This window comes from Amycolatopsis kentuckyensis, from assembly GCF_041679295.1.
In the GTDB taxonomy this organism is placed as follows: Bacteria; Actinomycetota; Actinomycetes; order Mycobacteriales; family Pseudonocardiaceae; genus Amycolatopsis; species Amycolatopsis kentuckyensis_A.
The window spans coordinates 79,346-94,929 of the sequence record NZ_JBGDMD010000011.1; the positions used below are offsets into that span (position 1 = coordinate 79,346).

The 15,584-nt window shown below is 72.0% G+C and carries 11 protein-coding genes; 4 read left to right on the top strand and 7 right to left on the bottom strand.

Annotated elements, in window-relative coordinates:
• The first annotated feature begins 61 nt into the window (after positions 1-61).
• Positions 62-352: a nuclear transport factor 2 family protein gene (locus ACERZO_RS38710; RefSeq protein ID WP_372670974.1), complete on the top strand. Its 291-nt coding sequence runs from the start codon at positions 62-64 to the stop codon at positions 350-352.
• Here the strand turns inward: ACERZO_RS38710 and ACERZO_RS38715 are convergent.
• A complete protein-coding gene (locus ACERZO_RS38715) occupies positions 347-1,981 on the bottom strand; it encodes an acyl-CoA synthetase (protein WP_372670975.1) in 1,635 nt (544 codons plus the stop codon). The two genes, ACERZO_RS38710 and ACERZO_RS38715, sit on opposite strands and share 6 nt — an antisense overlap.
• A 139-nt stretch (positions 1,982-2,120) precedes the next feature.
• Between ACERZO_RS38715 and ACERZO_RS38720 the strand changes: the two genes are divergently transcribed.
• Positions 2,121-3,809 carry a bifunctional 3'-5' exonuclease/DNA polymerase gene (locus ACERZO_RS38720; RefSeq protein WP_372670976.1) on the top strand — a complete coding sequence of 563 codons (1,689 nt, stop codon included), beginning with the start codon at positions 2,121-2,123 and terminating at the stop codon, positions 3,807-3,809.
• Between the two features lie 40 nt (positions 3,810-3,849).
• On the opposite strand, the gene ACERZO_RS38725 is transcribed toward ACERZO_RS38720, so the two are convergent.
• From ACERZO_RS38725 to ACERZO_RS38750, 6 genes are all read right to left on the bottom strand, one after another.
• On the bottom strand, positions 3,850-5,619 hold the full coding sequence (locus ACERZO_RS38725) for a sialidase family protein (RefSeq protein ID WP_372670977.1): 1,770 nt from the start codon (positions 5,617-5,619) through the stop codon (positions 3,850-3,852).
• A 110-nt stretch (positions 5,620-5,729) separates the two neighbouring features.
• Complete coding sequence (gene hrpA, locus ACERZO_RS38730; RefSeq protein ID WP_372670978.1) at positions 5,730-9,617, bottom strand: ATP-dependent RNA helicase HrpA; 3,888 nt, start codon at positions 9,615-9,617, stop codon at positions 5,730-5,732.
• 115 nt (positions 9,618-9,732) lie between these two features.
• Positions 9,733-10,047, bottom strand: coding sequence for a hypothetical protein (locus ACERZO_RS38735; protein ID WP_372670979.1), 315 nt, complete (start codon positions 10,045-10,047; stop codon positions 9,733-9,735).
• A gap of 116 nt (positions 10,048-10,163) precedes the next feature.
• The gene (locus tag ACERZO_RS38740; RefSeq protein WP_372670980.1) at positions 10,164-11,327 is read right to left on the bottom strand and encodes a lactate 2-monooxygenase; all 1,164 of its coding nucleotides are present in this window, start codon (positions 11,325-11,327) and stop codon (positions 10,164-10,166) included.
• Between the two features lie 48 nt (positions 11,328-11,375).
• A complete protein-coding gene (locus tag ACERZO_RS38745; RefSeq protein WP_372670981.1) occupies positions 11,376-11,942 on the bottom strand; it encodes a GNAT family N-acetyltransferase in 567 nt (188 codons plus the stop codon).
• Entirely contained in the window at positions 11,939-13,396 is a 1,458-nt protein-coding gene (locus ACERZO_RS38750) for an APC family permease (protein WP_372670982.1), read from the bottom strand. Before ACERZO_RS38750 ends, ACERZO_RS38745 begins: the two co-directional genes overlap by 4 nt.
• A 174-nt stretch (positions 13,397-13,570) precedes the next feature.
• Between ACERZO_RS38750 and ACERZO_RS38755 the strand changes: the two genes are divergently transcribed.
• Positions 13,571-14,206, top strand: a complete 636-nt coding sequence (locus ACERZO_RS38755; protein ID WP_372670983.1) for a GOLPH3/VPS74 family protein — start codon at positions 13,571-13,573, stop codon at positions 14,204-14,206.
• A 142-nt stretch (positions 14,207-14,348) separates the two neighbouring features.
• Entirely contained in the window at positions 14,349-15,509 is a 1,161-nt protein-coding gene (locus ACERZO_RS38760) for a saccharopine dehydrogenase family protein (protein ID WP_372670984.1), read from the top strand.
• The last annotated feature ends 75 nt before the right edge of the window (positions 15,510-15,584 follow it).

Genomic DNA, 15,584 nt, shown 5'->3' on the forward strand with positions numbered 1-15,584 from the left:
GCCAGCCGATCTCGGCCAGGTGGCAGATGTCCGCGCCTCCGCCGCCTGCGACTTTCGACCCGTGAACACGTTCGAAGACCTGCTGGCCCGCTGGCGTGACGCCGAAACCCGCGGCGACGGCGCGGCATCGTTGTTGGCCGCCGACTTCCGCGGGGACGGCCCCGACGGGCTGGTGCTCGATCGCGACCACTGGCCCGGCCGGGCACCGGCCGGCGCGTTCCGGTGGACCCGGCTGGCGGTGACCGCCGCCGTCGGTGTCGCGACCGGGCGGCGCGACGGTGCCGCCTGCACCGTCGTCGCCGCGTGCCGGGACGGACGCTGGCTGATCGTCAACGTCCAGCGCGGCTCATGACAGCTTGTTCCGCAGCACCTTCCCGGTGGCGTTGCGGGGCAGTTCGTCCAGGAACTCGACGTCGCGGGGCACCTTGTAGCGCGCCAGGTTCGCCTTGACGTACTCGCGGACCGTGTCGACGTCGAGGTCCGAGCCCTCGGCGCGCACCACGAACGCCTTGAGCCGCTGGCCGAACTCCGGGTCCTCGACGCCGATCACCGCCGCTTCCAGCACGTCCTCGCGCTCGACCAGGAGGTTCTCCACCTCGATCGGGAAGACGTTCTCGCCGCCGGAGACGATCATCTCGTCGTCGCGGCCGTCGATGAAGAGGAGGCCGTCGTCGTCGAAGTGGCCGACGTCGCCGCTGGAGAGCAGGCCGTCGATGATCTCCTTGTGGCGGCCGTCGGTGTAGCCGCCGAAGCTGAGGCCGCTGCCGACGAACACCCGGCCGGTGACGTTCGGCTCGGTGATGCGGCTGCCGTTCTGGTCGTAGAGCGCCACCTTGCAGCCGACCGGCGCGCGGCCGACCGTGCCCGGCGCCTTCGCCCAGTCCTCCGGCGTCGCGACCGTCGCCACGGCGACCTCGGTCGAGCCGTAGAGGTTGTGCACGACCGGGCCGAACGCCTCGTTCGCGCGGTTGCCGAGGTCCGGCGACAGCGCCGAACCGGCGACGAAGATGATCCGCAACGCCGACGTGTCGTATTTGTCGCGGACGTCCTTCGGCAGGTCGACGATGCGCTGCAGCATGGTCGGCACCAGCACGAGCGCGGTGCACTTGTGCTCGGCGACGCCGCGCAGGGCCTCCTCCGGCGTGAACTTGCGCCGCATCACGACCTTCGAGCCGAGCGCGAAGGAGAGGATGAACTGCGAGAGGCCGGTGCCGTGGAACAGCGGCGCGCCCATGTAGGTGGCCTCGTTGGACCGCAGCGGAATCCGGTCGAGGAACTGCGCCGACGCCAGCGCCGAGGTGTGCGGCCGCGGCGCGCCCTTCGGGGTGCCGGTGGTGCCGCTGGTGAGCAGCACGAAACCGCCCGGCTTGGCCGGCGCGGGCCACGGCCGGTCGTCGGTGCTGGCGATGATCTCCGACAGCACCGGGGTGTCCCGGTCGGCGAGGTCGGTGTCCGGGTCGACCCAGGCCAGGTAGCGGTCGACACCCTCGGGGATGGCGTCGAGCAGGTTCGTGAACTCCTGGTCGTACACCAGCGCGGTGACGCCTTCGCGCTTGGCGACGTCGGCCAGCTGCGGCTTGGCGAACCCGGTGTTCATCAGCAGCAGCCGGACGCCGAGCTTGCCCGACGCGGCCATCGTGAGCACCAGGCCGCGGTGGTCGCGGCAGAGCGCGGCGACGACCTGGCCCGGCTGGATCCCGCGCTCGGACCAGGCCCGGGCCAGCGCGTTCGACTGGTCGTCGAGCTGCTTGTAGGTCAGCGGGCCGAGCTCGTCGACGATGCCGACGGCGGTCGGGTCGCGGCGCGCGGAGATGTGGTTCGCGCCGGCGAACGGCCCGAACTTGCGGAGCGCGACCAGCGATCGGACCCCCTCGTCGAGCCGCGGGAAGGGAACGAGTCCCGCCCGCCGCATCACGTCGACGCTGCGGGCCGTCTCGGCCACCTTGTCCGCCACCTGCGTGGCGAGCGCGACCAGGCTCATCCAGGCACCTCCGTTGCTGCGGGAACGAGCCCATGCCGACGGCGGGCGTACCGGCGGTATGGGGGCTACTGGAGAGTAAACCAACCGCGCCGCGAGCGCACGGGCCGGTTTTGTCGGTGGTGGCCGTCATGATGTCTTCGTGCAGGTGATCGCCGGGCGGGAGGAGGACGGGAGCTTCACCGTGCAATCGCCGTCGTCGACGGAGAACGGCCTGGACGAGGCCGGTTTCGCCGCGGTGGCGCGGGAGCTCGAGGCGTCGGTGCGGCCGCGCTGGGTGTTCCCGTCGGTGGAGGGCGTGTACCCGGTGCTGATGGCGGCCGGGCTGCGGGTCGAACGCTGCTACGACCTCGCGCTGGCCGAGGGGCTGCTGCTGGCGTACGAGGGCGCCGACGGGCAGTCGCGGAGCCTCCGCGCGGCTTGGGCCAGGGCGAACGGCGAGGAACCGCCGCCCGACGCGGCGGACGTGGAGCTGGCGCAGCCGACGTTGTTCGACACCCGGGCGCCGACGCTGCCCGACGGCGTGACGGTCGTCACGGCGGTCCGGCGCGTGCTCGCGGAGCAGGAGCGGCGGGTGGCCGCGGCCGAGCACCCCGACCGGCTGCGGGTGTTGCTCGCGGCGGAGTCGGCGAGCGCGCTGGCCGCGGCGGAGATGTCGGCCGACGGCCTGCCGTGGCGCGCCGACCTGCACGAGGAGCTGCTGACCTCGCGGCTGGGGCCGCGGGTCCGCCCCGGCGAGCGGCCGAAGGTGCTGGTCGAGCTGGCGGCGAAGATCAGCGAGGCGTTCGGCGGGCGGCCGGTCAACCCGGACTCGCCGCCGAGCGTGGTCCGGGCGCTGGCCCGCGCGGGCATCGAGGTGCCGGCGGCGCGGAAGTACCTGTTGAAGGGGATCGACCACCCCGCGGTCGGGCCGTTGCTGGAGTACAAGGAGCTGTCCCGGCTGTACGCGGCGAACGGCTGGGCGTGGCTCGAGGAGTGGGTGCACGACGGCCGGTTCCGCCCGCACTACGTCGTCGGCGGCGTGGTGTCCGGCCGCTGGGCCAGCCGCGGCGGCGGGGCGCTGCAGATCCCGAAGGTGCTGCGCACGTGCGTCCGCGCGGACCCGGGCTGGAAGCTGGTGGTGGCGGACGCGGCCCAGCTGGAGCCGAGGGTGCTGACGGCGCTGTCGGGCGACCGCCGGCTGGCCGACGTCGCGGCGGCGACGGACCTGTACGCGCGCCTGGGCGAGGCGTTGTTCTCGGGCGCCCGCTGGGTCCCGGCCGCCGACGACGACCGCGACGACCGGGCGCGCGCGAAGATCGCGATGCTGTCGGCGATGTACGGCGGAACGTCCGGCGAAGCGGGACCGCTGCTGGGGTTGCTGCGCCAGCGGTTCCCGGACGCGGTGTCCTATGTGGAGCGAGCGGCCCAGGCGGGCGAGCGCGGCGAACGGGTCCGGTCCCGGCTCGGCCGGACGTCACCGGCACCGTCGGCGGCGTGGCGGGCGTTGACCGGCGGGCTGGCTTCCGACGAGGCCGGCGAGCTGAAGGCCCGCCGGGCATCGCGGGGCTGGGGGCGGTTCACGCGCAACTTCGTCGTCCAGGCCAGCGCGGCGGACATGACGGCGGTGATGCTGGCAACGCTGCGCCGCCGCTTGCCGTCGCCGGCGCACCTGGTGTTCTTCCAGCACGACGAGGTCATCGTGCACACACCGGCCGAGCTGGCACCGGAGGTGGCTACCGCCATCACGGACGCGGTGACGGAGGCGGCGAGGATGCTGTTCGGCCCGGCGTGCCCGGTGCGGTTCCCGATGCAGGTGGCGGTGGTCGACACCTACGCCGACGCGAAGTGAGCCGTGCCGGCCCGGTCGGCGACCGGCACGGCCCTCTCGCCTACGGGAACATCGGCAACGTCTGCGTGCCGACGTCCTGGTTCGGCAACGTCCGGCCCGGGTTGCCGCGGAAGTCGGTCCAGGACGGGTGCAGCCGGAAGTCCGTGCCCACCACCGCTGCCGTGTAGTCGCCGATGAACACGCCCTGCAGTTCCTTGCCCGTCACCGCTCCCGTTCCGACGAACTGGACCTGCGGGTTCGCCGTCTGCGTCGTGATGCGGCGGATCGGTGCCGAGCCCACGCCGTCGCCCCAGCCCGTCGCGTACGCGTAGTCCAGCCCGATGCCGTGCGGGTCGTACGCGCGCGTGTAGAACGTCACCGCCACCCGCCCCGCCAGGGCCGCGACCGCCGGGAACACCTCGTCCGCGCCCGTGCCGATCTTCGCCGGCTTCGACCAGCCGTGGCGGCCGTCGGAGCCGCTCAGGAAACTGTCGCCGTTCGTCTTGACCGACTCGCCGTCGCGGTACGTTCCGTTGCGGTCGTCCGCCCACGTCACCCAGAGCCGGTCCGCCACGCGGTCGTACGTCAGCTGCGGGAAGCTGTTGACGCGGAAGTTCTCGCCGGTCAGCACGTTGTTGGCGACGTCCTCGTCGACCGGGAAGTCGAAGTCGAGCGCGACCTCGGTGTGCCGGAACGTGCGGCCGCCATCGCGGGAGGTCGCCACCACCACCGCGTCGTGGTCGGCCGGCTGGTCGCACGCCGCCGTCGCGCACACTGATGTCTCGTACGCGACCTGGAGGGTTCCGTCGCGGGTGACCACCGGGTTCGAGCCGCTGCCGTACGGCGTGATCCCGCCGTGGAACCCGGTCAGCGACGGCGAAATCCGGCGCATCGGCGACCACGTCCGCCCGAAGTCGCCCGACTTCGACAGCACGATCGGCGACTCGGTGAACGCACCGGAAGCGTCGTAGGTGAACTGCGTCCAGGTCACGTAGACGTCGCCGGTCACCGGGTCGGCGGCGATCCACTCCTTGTCGTTGAAGATGTTCGTCGGGGTCGGCGTGCCGGCCGCCGTGACGCCGTCGAGGTGCAGGATCGCCGGGTCCCCGAAGCTGCGGCCGCCGTCGTGGGACACCGACACGGCGATGCCGCTGGCGAGCTGCTGGTCTTCGGGCACCGCCGCGCGGCTGAACAGGAGCGTGGCGTAGTAGACGGTGTTGTGCGGCCCGAACGCGACCGCCGGGTCACCGGCGGCGTCCATATAGGACAGTGGCGCGGGCGCGCCGGTCGGGAAGTCGAGGTGCGGCAGCCGGACGTTCGCCCAGGTGCGGCCGCCGTCGAACGAGGTGTAGGCGAAGCCGCCGGAGTCGTTGCGGCTCTCGCGGGTGTTGTAGAGCCGGTAGTCGTTCGACCCGGCGACGATGTTGCGCGGGTTCTCCGGGTTGACCGCGATGGTCGTTTCGTTCTGGGCGGTGCTGCAACCGGTCTGGCTGCCGGTGGGCACGATCGTGTCGCCGTCGATGACGTCGGTGTTCGGCGCGAGCGGGCGGTACGGGTTCGGCTTCCCGAGGTAGGTCTGGCAGAGCGCGGACAGCGCGGGGTCGTCGCCGTCCTCCTCTTCCTCCTCGGCGAACCGCTCCTTGAGCAGCGGGTTGGGCACGTCGTGCCGGGGCTCTTCGGCGATCTTGTGCTTGCCGTGCAGGGGATCCACGGGCAGCGGCGAGCCCCCGGCGGCGTGCGCGGCCGGCGCGAGCAGGACGGCGAGCGGCAGGAGCAGCGCGGTACCAGCGGCGACGATTCTTCGCCTGGCGGACGAAACACCCAGGGACATCGGAAAGTCCTTTCCCAGGAAGGTCTCCAGCCGACCCAGGCTTGACGCCCGTCCGCCCGCGGTCAACCGACGGAAGTTCGAAGCCGGACATACCGGCTTTTCCGCGGCCGCTAGGCGAGAGCGTCGTCGATGGCTTTGGTGATCCGCTTCAGCGACACCGGGTGCGCCGTGCCGAGCGTCTGCGCGAAGAACGACACCCGCAGTTCCTCGATCATCCACCGCACTTCGTTCAACGCCGGTGACGACGTCCCCGGCGGCAGCGACGCCACCGCGTCGGCGTACTCGCCCTGGATCCACGCGATGTCCGCCGTCCGCTGCAGGTCGCGCGTCGGCTCGGTCGGGAGTTTCTCCAGCCGCCGCGAGATCCCCTGCAGGTACCGCACCACGTGACGCAACCGCGAAGCACCCGTCGCCGTCACGAACCCGGGATAGACCAGCGAAGACAGCTGGGCCCGGATGTCGGCCAGCGACTCCGCGGGACCACGGGAGGACGGCAGCGCCACCTCGACGTCGTTCGCCGCGCGGAGGATCTTCTCCACGTCCGTCAACACCGCCAGCACTTCCGGGTGCAGGCCCGCCCGCACGCGTTCCAGCAGCACCTTGAAGCCGGTCTCGTCGAACACCGGGCCGCCGCCCGCGGCCATCAGCGCGTCCACCGCGCAGTCGACGCAGTCCTCCAGCAGCGCCGCCACGCTGCCGTGCGGGTTCCGGTTCAGCACCAGCTTCGAGGAGTTGGACAGCGACCGCGTGATGAACTTCATCGGCGAGTTCAGGTTCAGCCGCAGCATCCGCCGCGTGCCGGCCCACATCGCGTGCTCCTGCTGGCCCGGTGTGTCCAGCAGCCGCACCGCGACCGACGCGCCTTCGTCCACCAGCGCCGGGTACGCCTTGACGTCGTGGCCGCGCTGCGTCGATTCGAACACCTTCGGCAGCGAACCGAACGACGGCTTGGTCAGCCCGGCCTTCTCGAGGCTGTTGGCCGCCTTGGAGATCGTGGCCCGGACCTTCGGGGCCAGCCGGCGCTGCAGCTCCTCGACGTCCTTGCCCTCCGCAACGCGCTTGCCGCGCTCGTCGACCACCCGGAACGTCATCTTCAGGTGGTCCGGCACCGACGAAAGGTCCCAGTCCGCGTAGGGAACCGTGATACCGCGCAAGGACCGCAGCTCGCGGCCGAGGACCTCCAGCAGCGGACCGTCCGAAGGCGACACTCGCGAAAGGACGTCCCGCGCGGTGTCCGGCGCCGGGACGAAGTTGCGCCGCAACGCCTTCGGCAGCGACTTGATCAGCTGCGTCACCAGTTCCGTGCGCAGGCCCGGCACCTGCCAGTCGAAGCCGTCCGGCGTCACCTGGTTCAGCACCGGCAGCGGGACGTGCACGGTGACGCCGTCGGCGTCCGCGCCCGGCTCGAACTGGTAGGTCAGCGGGAAGACCTGCGTGCCCTGCGTCCACGAGTCCGGGTAGTCGCCCTCGCGGACGCCGCCCGCGGTCTCGTTGATGAGCATGGACTTCTCGAACGAGAGCAGGTCCGGCTGCTCGTGGCGCGCCTTCTTCCACCAGGTGTCGAAGTGGCGCACCGACACGACGTCGGCCGGCACGCGGGCGTCGTAGAACTCGTACAACGTCTGGTCGTCGACGAGGATGTCACGCCGCCGCGCCCGGTTCTCGAGGTCCTCGACTTCTTCCAGCAGCGCCCGGTTTTCGGCGAAGAAGTGGTGCCGCGTCTGCCAATCGCCCTCGACGAGCGCGTGCCGGATGAACAGCGCCCGCGACACCTCCGGGTCGATCCGGCCGTAGTTGACGCGGCGGTCGGCGATCAGCGGCACGCCGTACAGCGTCACCCGCTCGGTCGCCATCACCGCGCCCTGCTTGCGTTCCCAGTGCGGCTCGGAGTAGTTCCGCTTGACGACGTGCTGCGCGAGCGGCTCGACCCACTCGGGCTCGATGCGCGCGTTGACCCGCGCCCAGAGCCGGGACGTCTCGACCAGTTCGGCCGACATCACCCAGCGCGGCTGCTTCTTGAACAGCGCCGAGCCGGGAAAGATGCCGAACCGGGCGCCGCGCGCCCCCAGGTAGTCGCCCTTCGCCGGGTCCTTCAGTCCGATGTGCGACAGCAGCCCGGCGATCAGCGACGTGTGCACGCGCTGCGGGTCGACCGGCGTCGTGTTCGGGTTCAGGGAGATGCCGAGCGGTTTGGCCAGCTGACGCAGCTGGCTGAAGATGTCCTGCCACTCGCGCAGGCGCAGGTAGTTCAGGTACTCGGTGCGGCACATGCGCCGGAACTGGTTGCCGGACAACGCCTTCTGCTGCTCGGCGACGTACTCCCACAAGTTGAGGTAGGCGAGGAAGTCCGACGTCGGGTCGGCGAACCGCGCGTGCTGGGCGTCGGCCGCCTGCTGCTTCTCCGCCGGCCGCTCGCGCGGGTCCTGGATGGACAGTGCCGCCGCGATGATCATGACCTCGCGGACGCAGCCGTTCTTCGCGGCCTCCAGCACCATCCGGCCCATCCGCGGGTCGACGGGCAGCTGCGCGAGCTTGCGGCCGATGTCGGTGAGGCTGCGGTCGGACCCGGTGCTCGAAAACGCGCCCAGCTCCTGCAGCAGGCCGATGCCGTCGGTGACCTGGCGGCGGTCCGGCGGCTCGACGAACGGGAACGCCGCGATGTCGCCGAGGCCGAGCGAGGTCATCTGCAGGATGACCGACGCGAGGTTGGTCCGCAGGATCTCCGGGTCGGTGAACTCCGGCCGGCTCTCGAAGTCCTCTTCGGAGTAGAGCCGGATGCAGATGCCGTCGGACGTCCGGCCGCAGCGGCCCTTGCGCTGGTTCGCCGACGCCTGCGAAACGGGTTCGATCGGCAGCCGCTGCACCTTGGTGCGGTGGCTGTAGCGCGAGATGCGCGCGGTGCCCGGGTCGACGACGTACTTGATGCCCGGCACGGTCAGCGACGTCTCGGCGACGTTCGTCGCGAGCACCACCCGGCGTCCGGTGTGGGACTGGAAGATGCGGTGCTGCTCGGCCGCCGACAGCCGCGCGTACAGCGGCAGGACCTCGGTGTTGCGCAGGTTCGCCCGGTTGAGCACGTCGGCGGTGTCGCGGATTTCGCGCTCGCCGGAGAGGAACACGAGGATGTCGCCGGGGCCCTCGGCGCACAGCTCTTCGACGGCGTCGAGGATGCCCTGGGTCTGGTCCCGCTCGTCGGCGTCCTCCGAAGGGTCGTCCGGGTCGACCAGCGGGCGGTAGCGCGTCTCGACCGGGTACGTCCGGCCGGAGACCTCGACGATCGGCGCGTCGTCGAAGTGCTTCGAGAACCGCTCGGGGTCGATGGTGGCCGAGGTGATGATGACCTTGAGGTCGGGGCGGCGCGGCAGCAGCTGCTTGAGGTAGCCGAGGATGAAGTCGATGTTGAGGCTGCGCTCGTGGGCCTCGTCGATGATGAGGGTGTCGTACTGGCGCAGCGAGCGGTCGGTCTGGATCTCGGCCAGCAGGATGCCGTCGGTCATCAGCTTGACCAGCGTGTCCTGCCCGGACTGGTCGGTGAACCGCACCTTGTACCCGACGGCGTCGCCGAGCTCGGTCTTCAGCTCGCTCGCGATCCGGTCGGCGACCGTGCGCGCGGCGAGCCGGCGCGGCTGGGTGTGCCCGATCTGGCCGCGGATGCCGCGGCCGAGCTCGAGGCAGATCTTCGGCAGCTGGGTGGTCTTGCCCGAGCCGGTCTCCCCCGCGACGATCACGACCTGGTGCTTGCCGATGGCGGCGCCGATTTCGTCCTTGAGCCTGCTGACCGGCAGCTCTTCGGGGTATTCGATCTTGGGCACGCTCTCGCGGCGCGACTGGATCCGCAGCTCCGCCTTGTCGACATCGGCGGCGATCTGCGCCAGGGCGGCGTCACGGTTGCGAGCCTTGCGGGCACCGTCGAGCCGCCGGCGCAGCCGCTGCTCGTCGCGCGGCATCAGCTCGGGCAGGCGCGCACGCAGCGCTTCGAGGGGGGATGGCGTGGACATTCTCGGACCAAGGATAGCCGTGCGTGACGACGCGGGCCTCCCAATATCCCCGCCGCGTGACCGGGCGCACGCGAAAGGCCCCGCACCGGGTGGTGCGGGGCCTTCGGAACGACCCTCAGCCCTGCTGGTTCGGGTACTGCTGCTGCGGCGCCTGGGCCGGGTACTGCTGCTGGCCCGGGAACTGCTGGCCGGGCGCCGGCGGCTGCTGGGCGAACTGCTGCTGCGGCTGCGGCGTGGACTTCGTGCGGCTGATCGCCACCGAACCGCCGATCAGCACGAGGCCGAGGACACCCAGCCCGATGCCGAACGTCGGCTGCATGTCGCTGGCCCAGGACAGCAGCCGGAACTCCATGTCGAACTGCTCGAGCACGAGCGAGCCGAAGCCGAGAACCGCGAACAGGATGCCGATGCGCATCATGATGGAAGACATGGGAAACCCCCAACGGGAAAGGGAAACAGGAGCCGGCCGCCCCCGACGGCCCGCAGTGGGACTCGAAGAGTAGCCGCCGGGTTCCCGGAAGTCCCCTGCTTTCCCGATTCGTTACCTCACCTCCGCTGGAGCGAGTCCGGGCCCAGGTCGGCGAGGGTGCGGTGGCCGGACAGCCCCATGGTCAGGTCGAAGTCCGCCAGCAGGCTCCGCAGCACGTGCCGGACACCCTCCTCGCCCGCGTGGGCCAGGCCGTACACCCACGGGCGGCCCACCAGCACCGCCCGCGCGCCCAGCGCGATCGCCTTCAGCACGTCCGCGCCCGTGCGCACGCCCGAGTCGAACAGCACCTCCAGGCGGTCGCCCACCGCCGCGACGATGCCCGGCAGCGCTTCCAGGGCCCCGATCGCGCCGTCGACCTGGCGGCCGCCGTGGTTCGAGACGACGATGCCGTCCATCCCGGCCTCCGCCGCGCGGCGCGCGTCCGCGACGTGCTGGATGCCCTTGAGCACGATCGGGCCGTCCCAGTGCTCGCGCAGGAACGGCAGCTGGTCCCACGTCCGGTCGGTGCCGGTGATCATGCCGATCCAGGTCAGGATCGCCGTGCCGCGGTCCTCCTCCGGCGTCTTCTGCAGCCGGGACAGGAACACCGGGTCGGTGAACGGGACCGCGAGGCCCTCGCCCTGCAGGAACGGCAGGTACGACTGGTCCAGATCGGACGGTCGCCACGCCAGCGTCCACGTGTCGAGCGTGACGACCAGCGCCGTGTAGCCGGCCGCCTTCGCCCGGGCCAGCAGGCTCGCGCAGACGTCCGGGTCGCCGGGCCAGTACAGCTGGAACCAGCGCGGGCCGTCGCCGTTGGCCGCGGCGGCGTCCTCGATGCCGGTCGACGACGCCGTGGACAGGATGAACGGCAGCCCCACCGAGGCGGCGGCGCGGGCGGTCGCGGACTCGCCGTCCGGGTGGACGATCGACTGGACGCCGACGGGCGCGACGGCCACCGGCGCGGCCAGCCGGGTGCCGAGCACCGTCGTCGAGAGGTCGCGGTCGGTCGCGCCGGTCAGCATCCGCGGCACGACGCGCCAGCGGTCGAACGCCTCGCGGTTCGCGCGGGCGGTCGCGCCGGAGCCGGCCGAGCCCGCGACGTAGGAGAACGGGCCGGGCGCCATGACCTCGCGGGCCGACGCTTCGAGCTTCGTCGCGTCGGTCGAGCACGGCGGCAGCACCCCACCGAGTCCCTGCAGGTAGAGCTCGTTCTGGTAGCTGCCGAAGCGTTCGGTCACGGCTTCCTCCTCGCGTTCGAGGGGGCACTGTACCCGCCGGTAACGAGCTCAGGCCGGGGCGCGCCACATCGGCTGCATCGGCGGTCCGCCGGGCGGGCGGAACGCCGGCCCGTGGTCGCGGAACCCGAGCCGCCGGTAGAGCCGCGTGCTGTCCGGCGAGCTGGCCTCCAGGTAGGTGGGCACGCCCTCGGCGTCGTAGCGGGCGAGACCGTGCCCCAGCAGCCGCGCGCCGATGCCCTGGCGCTGCCTGCCGGGCCGGACGCCGATGAACTGCGCGTGCCAGTGCGGCTCGGCGGGCTCGAGGCCGGCCATCATGCCGAGCAGGACGTCCAGCCGCTCCTGCTCGGCCGGGTCGAGCCCGGGTACCGGCTCGTCGTCGCCCGCGCTGCCGGGCAGCCAGATCACCGCCGCCGAGAGGTCTTCGGTGACGTCGACGCTGCCGACGGCGAACCCGGCCTGGGCGAGTACGCGGAAGAACGCCGGGTGCGCGACGGTCCGGCGGCGCTCGTCGCCGGGGAACACCCAGCGGCTCATCGGGTCGTCCTGGAAGGCGGCGACCAGGATCGCGAGCACCGCGTCCAGCTCGGCCGGTTCCGCGGCGCGGACGTCGCTCACCGCGTCTCCGCGAGTTCGTCTTCGCGCAACGGGCCGCCGATCGCGGCGTAGACGTCCGGCCGCCGGGTGCGCAGCGCCTCCGCCCGCAGGAACCCCACCAGGCCGGCGAGCACCAGCAGCCCGGGCAGGCCCCAGCGCAGCCACGGGATCGAGCCCGCCGGGCCGAGCAGGACGTCGAAGTTGACGACGATCAGCACCAGGACCGCGGTCAGCGTCACCGCGGCCAGCGCGGGCGCGCCCGCGCGCCGCCACCACGTCTCGCGGCCGGGGCGGCGGCGGAAGAACCCGATGACCGACAGCGAAACCGCGACCATGATGATCGTGACGCCGGTCGACGCGGTGACGCCGGTCCACGTGAAGAGGTCGGTGAACGGGTCGCGGCCGGCCAGCGCGAACACCGAGACGACGACCAGGCCGATCGTGGTCTGGACCAGCGAGCCGCCGATCGGCGCGCCGGTGCGCTTGCTGGTGCGGCTCAGGCCGTCCGGCAGCAGCCCTTCCCGCCCCAGCGCGAAGAAGTACCGCGCGACGGCGTTGTGGAGGCTCAGCAGCGCGGCGCACTGGCTGGTCAGGAAGAGCACGTACGCGGTGTCGGCGAACGCCGTGCCCAGGTATTGGCCGCCGAGCCCGAACAGCAGGCCGGGTCCTTCGGCCGCGGCCCGCTCGACGATGTGGTCCGGACCGGTCGCGACCGCCAGCCCGAGCGAGGACGCGATGTACAGCACGGCCGTCAGCCCGATCGCGATGTAGGTCGCGCGGCCGACGGTCCGGCGCGGGTCGCGGCACTCCTCGCCGTAGGTGGCGGCGCCTTCGAAGCCGAGGAAAACCGCGATGGAGAAAGCGAAAACGGCGCCGACGCCCGCCGTGAACAGGCTCGACGGCGCCAGCGGCGTCAGCGCGCTGCCCGTGGGGTGGCTGAACATGGCGACGTTCAGGACCACGAGCACCACGACTTCGAGGCCGAGCGCGACGCCGAGGACCTTCGCGTTGAGGTCGATCCGGAGCACGCCACCGGCGCCGACGACGAGCACCATCAGCAGCGCGATCGGCCACCACGGCAGGTCCGTCCCGAACGTCGTGTTCAGCCAGGTGGACACGGACAGCCCGAACAGGCCGAAGACGCCGGTCTGGATGGAGCTGTAGGCGAGCACCGTCACGTAGGCGACGGCGGTGCCCGCGGAGCGCCCGATCCCGTGCGCCACATAGGGGTAGAACGCGCCGGCGTTCGTGACGTACCGGCTCATCGCGGCGTACCCGACGCCGAACAGCGCGAGCACCGGCGCCAGCAGCACGAACGACAGCGGGACGCCGACGCTGCCGGTGACCGCGTACGTCGCCGAGACGCCGCCGGCGATCGCGTACAGCGGACCGGCCGCCGCGACGACGAAGAAGACGATCTGGGCGGCGCCGAGCCGCTTGGTGCCGAGGCCGCGCCCCGGCGTGTGGGTTCCCATGGACCTTTCCCCCGCGCCTAGGTGATCTTGGCGGCGGCGACCCAGAGTAGGGGGTGCGCGTGGGGCGGCGGTACGTCCGTTCGGGGTAACCGGTGACGGCACCGAAAGCCGGGGAACGCCGGACCGCTATCTTCGGCATCCTCACCGCGACCGCCCAGGGGGCCGTTTTCCGTCATGCGCCGGCTCACCTTGGTGGATTCGTTCTTCTTCCTCGGCCACGACGAGTTCACCGGCCGCCCGGTGCTCAGCCGGACGTCGCTGGGCATCGGCCTGGCCGGCGCGGCGTTGTGCGACTTGCTGTTCACCGACCGGATCACGGTCGAAGACCGGAAGGTGCGGGCGATCGCCTCGCGGCCGACGGGTATTCCGACGGCCGATCACGTGTTTTCCGAAATTGTTTCGGAAACGGGGACGTACAGCGTCCGCGAGTGGGTGGACCACCTGCGCGCGGAACTGCCGTCCGCGGCGGCGGACAATCTGGTGGCGCTGGGGCTGGTCCGGCGGACGCCGGCGTTGTTGCGGCGGAGGTACCGCTACCCACCGGCGGACTTGCTGGTGTCGACGGCGGCGCGCAGCAAGGCCCGGGCGGCGGTGTTCGGCATCGACCGGCCCGACCCGCACGCGGCGTGCCTGGCGCTGCTGGCTTGGACGGCGGGCGTGGACGACCTGTGCGAGCCGGAGCTGGACCGGGCGCGGGTGCGGGCGTGGATGGAGGACACGCACCACGCGCTGCCGCGCCGGATCGCGGACGTGATCGCGGGGGTGGCCGCCGTGGCGGCGGCGGTGGTCTACACGGGGGATCGCAAGTAGCCCGGCGCCCAAGTGACGTGAATGACTCATTCATGTCGCCTGACGACATGAATGACCCATTCACGTCATCGGATCGCCCGGCGGCCCCCGCTACTCGCGGGTAACCTGAGCCCGTCCGCAGCCAACGTCCCCTGGAGGAGACATGCGCGCCTACGACGTGGTCCTGTTCGGCGCCACCGGGTTCACCGGGGGCCTCACCGCCGGATACCTCGCCCGGCACGCGCCCGCGGACCTGCGCTGGGCCCTCGCCGGACGCAACCTCGGCAAGCTCGAAGCAGTCCGGGCCGACCTCGCGGCCATCGACGACCGCTTCGCCACCCTCGACCTCCTCATCGCCGACTCCGGCGAGCCCGCGTCGCTCGAAGCCGTCGCCGAGGCCACGAAAGTCGTCATCACCACCGTCGGCCCCTACCTCACCCAGGGCGAGCCGCTCGTGGCCGCGTGCGCCGCCGCCGGGACCGACTACGTCGACCTCACCGGTGAACCCGAGTTCGTCGACCGCATGTACCTCGCCCACGACCGGCGCGCCCGCGAGACCGGGGCGCGGCTGGTCCACGCCTGCGGCTTCGACTCCATCCCGCACGACCTCGGCGCCTACTTCACCGTCAAGCAGCTCCCCGAAGGCGTGCCCCTCGAGGTCGACGGCTACGTCCGGGCCAGCGGGATGCCCTCCGGCGGCACGTTCCTCAGCGCCCTGACCATCATGTCCCGCCTCCCCGCCGGCGCACGCGTCGCGAAGGAGCGCGCGGCCGCCGAGCCGCGGCCCGCCGGACGCTTCACCCGCGCGCCGCTCGGCCGGCCGCACCGCGTCGCCGACGCCGGCTGGTGGGCGGTTCCGCTGCCCACCATCGACCCCGACGTCGTCCGCCGGTCGGCCGCCGCGTCCGACCGCTACGGGCCCGACTTCACCTACCGGCACTTCGCCGCCGTCAAGCACCTGCCCGTGCTCGCCGGCGGCGTGCTCGGCGCCGGCGCGCTGCTCGCCGCGGCGCAGGTGCCGCCCGCGCGACGCGGGCTCTCCCGGCTGCTGGCACCCGGCAACGGCCCGAGCCCGGAACGCCGCGCGCGGTCGTGGTTTTCCGTGCGGTTCATCGGCGAGGGCGGCGGCGAACGCGTCGTCACCGAGGTCTCCGGCGGCGACCCCGGCTACGACGAAACGGCGAAGATGCTCGCGGAATCGGCGTTGTGCCTCGCGACCGACACCCTCCCGGAAACCGCGGGCCAGGTGACCACGGCGACCGCGATGGGCGACGCGCTCATCGACCGGCTCACCAAGGCCGGCCTGCGTTTCCACACCCTCTGACCGGTTTCACACCGCCGCGGCGTGAAAGTTCGCCGCTGTGATGAATCTTCTGCCGCTCCCGCACCGCGATTAGCG

Excerpts from the sequence above, each read along its gene's own strand:
- ACERZO_RS38715 (WP_372670975.1), bottom strand. The coding sequence starts at position 1,981 with ATGAGCCTGGTCGCGCTCGCCACGCAGGTGGCGGACAAGGTGGCCGAG.
- hrpA (WP_372670978.1), bottom strand. The coding sequence starts at position 9,617 with ATGTCCACGCCATCCCCCCTCGAAGCGCTGCGTGCGCGCCTGCCCGAG.
- ACERZO_RS38750 (WP_372670982.1), bottom strand. The coding sequence starts at position 13,396 with ATGGGAACCCACACGCCGGGGCGCGGCCTCGGCACCAAGCGGCTCGGC.
- ACERZO_RS38755 (WP_372670983.1), top strand. The coding sequence starts at position 13,571 with ATGCGCCGGCTCACCTTGGTGGATTCGTTCTTCTTCCTCGGCCACGAC.
- ACERZO_RS38725 (WP_372670977.1), bottom strand. The coding sequence starts at position 5,619 with ATGTCCCTGGGTGTTTCGTCCGCCAGGCGAAGAATCGTCGCCGCTGGT.
- ACERZO_RS38760 (WP_372670984.1), top strand. The coding sequence starts at position 14,349 with ATGCGCGCCTACGACGTGGTCCTGTTCGGCGCCACCGGGTTCACCGGG.
- ACERZO_RS38735 (WP_372670979.1), bottom strand. The coding sequence starts at position 10,047 with ATGTCTTCCATCATGATGCGCATCGGCATCCTGTTCGCGGTTCTCGGC.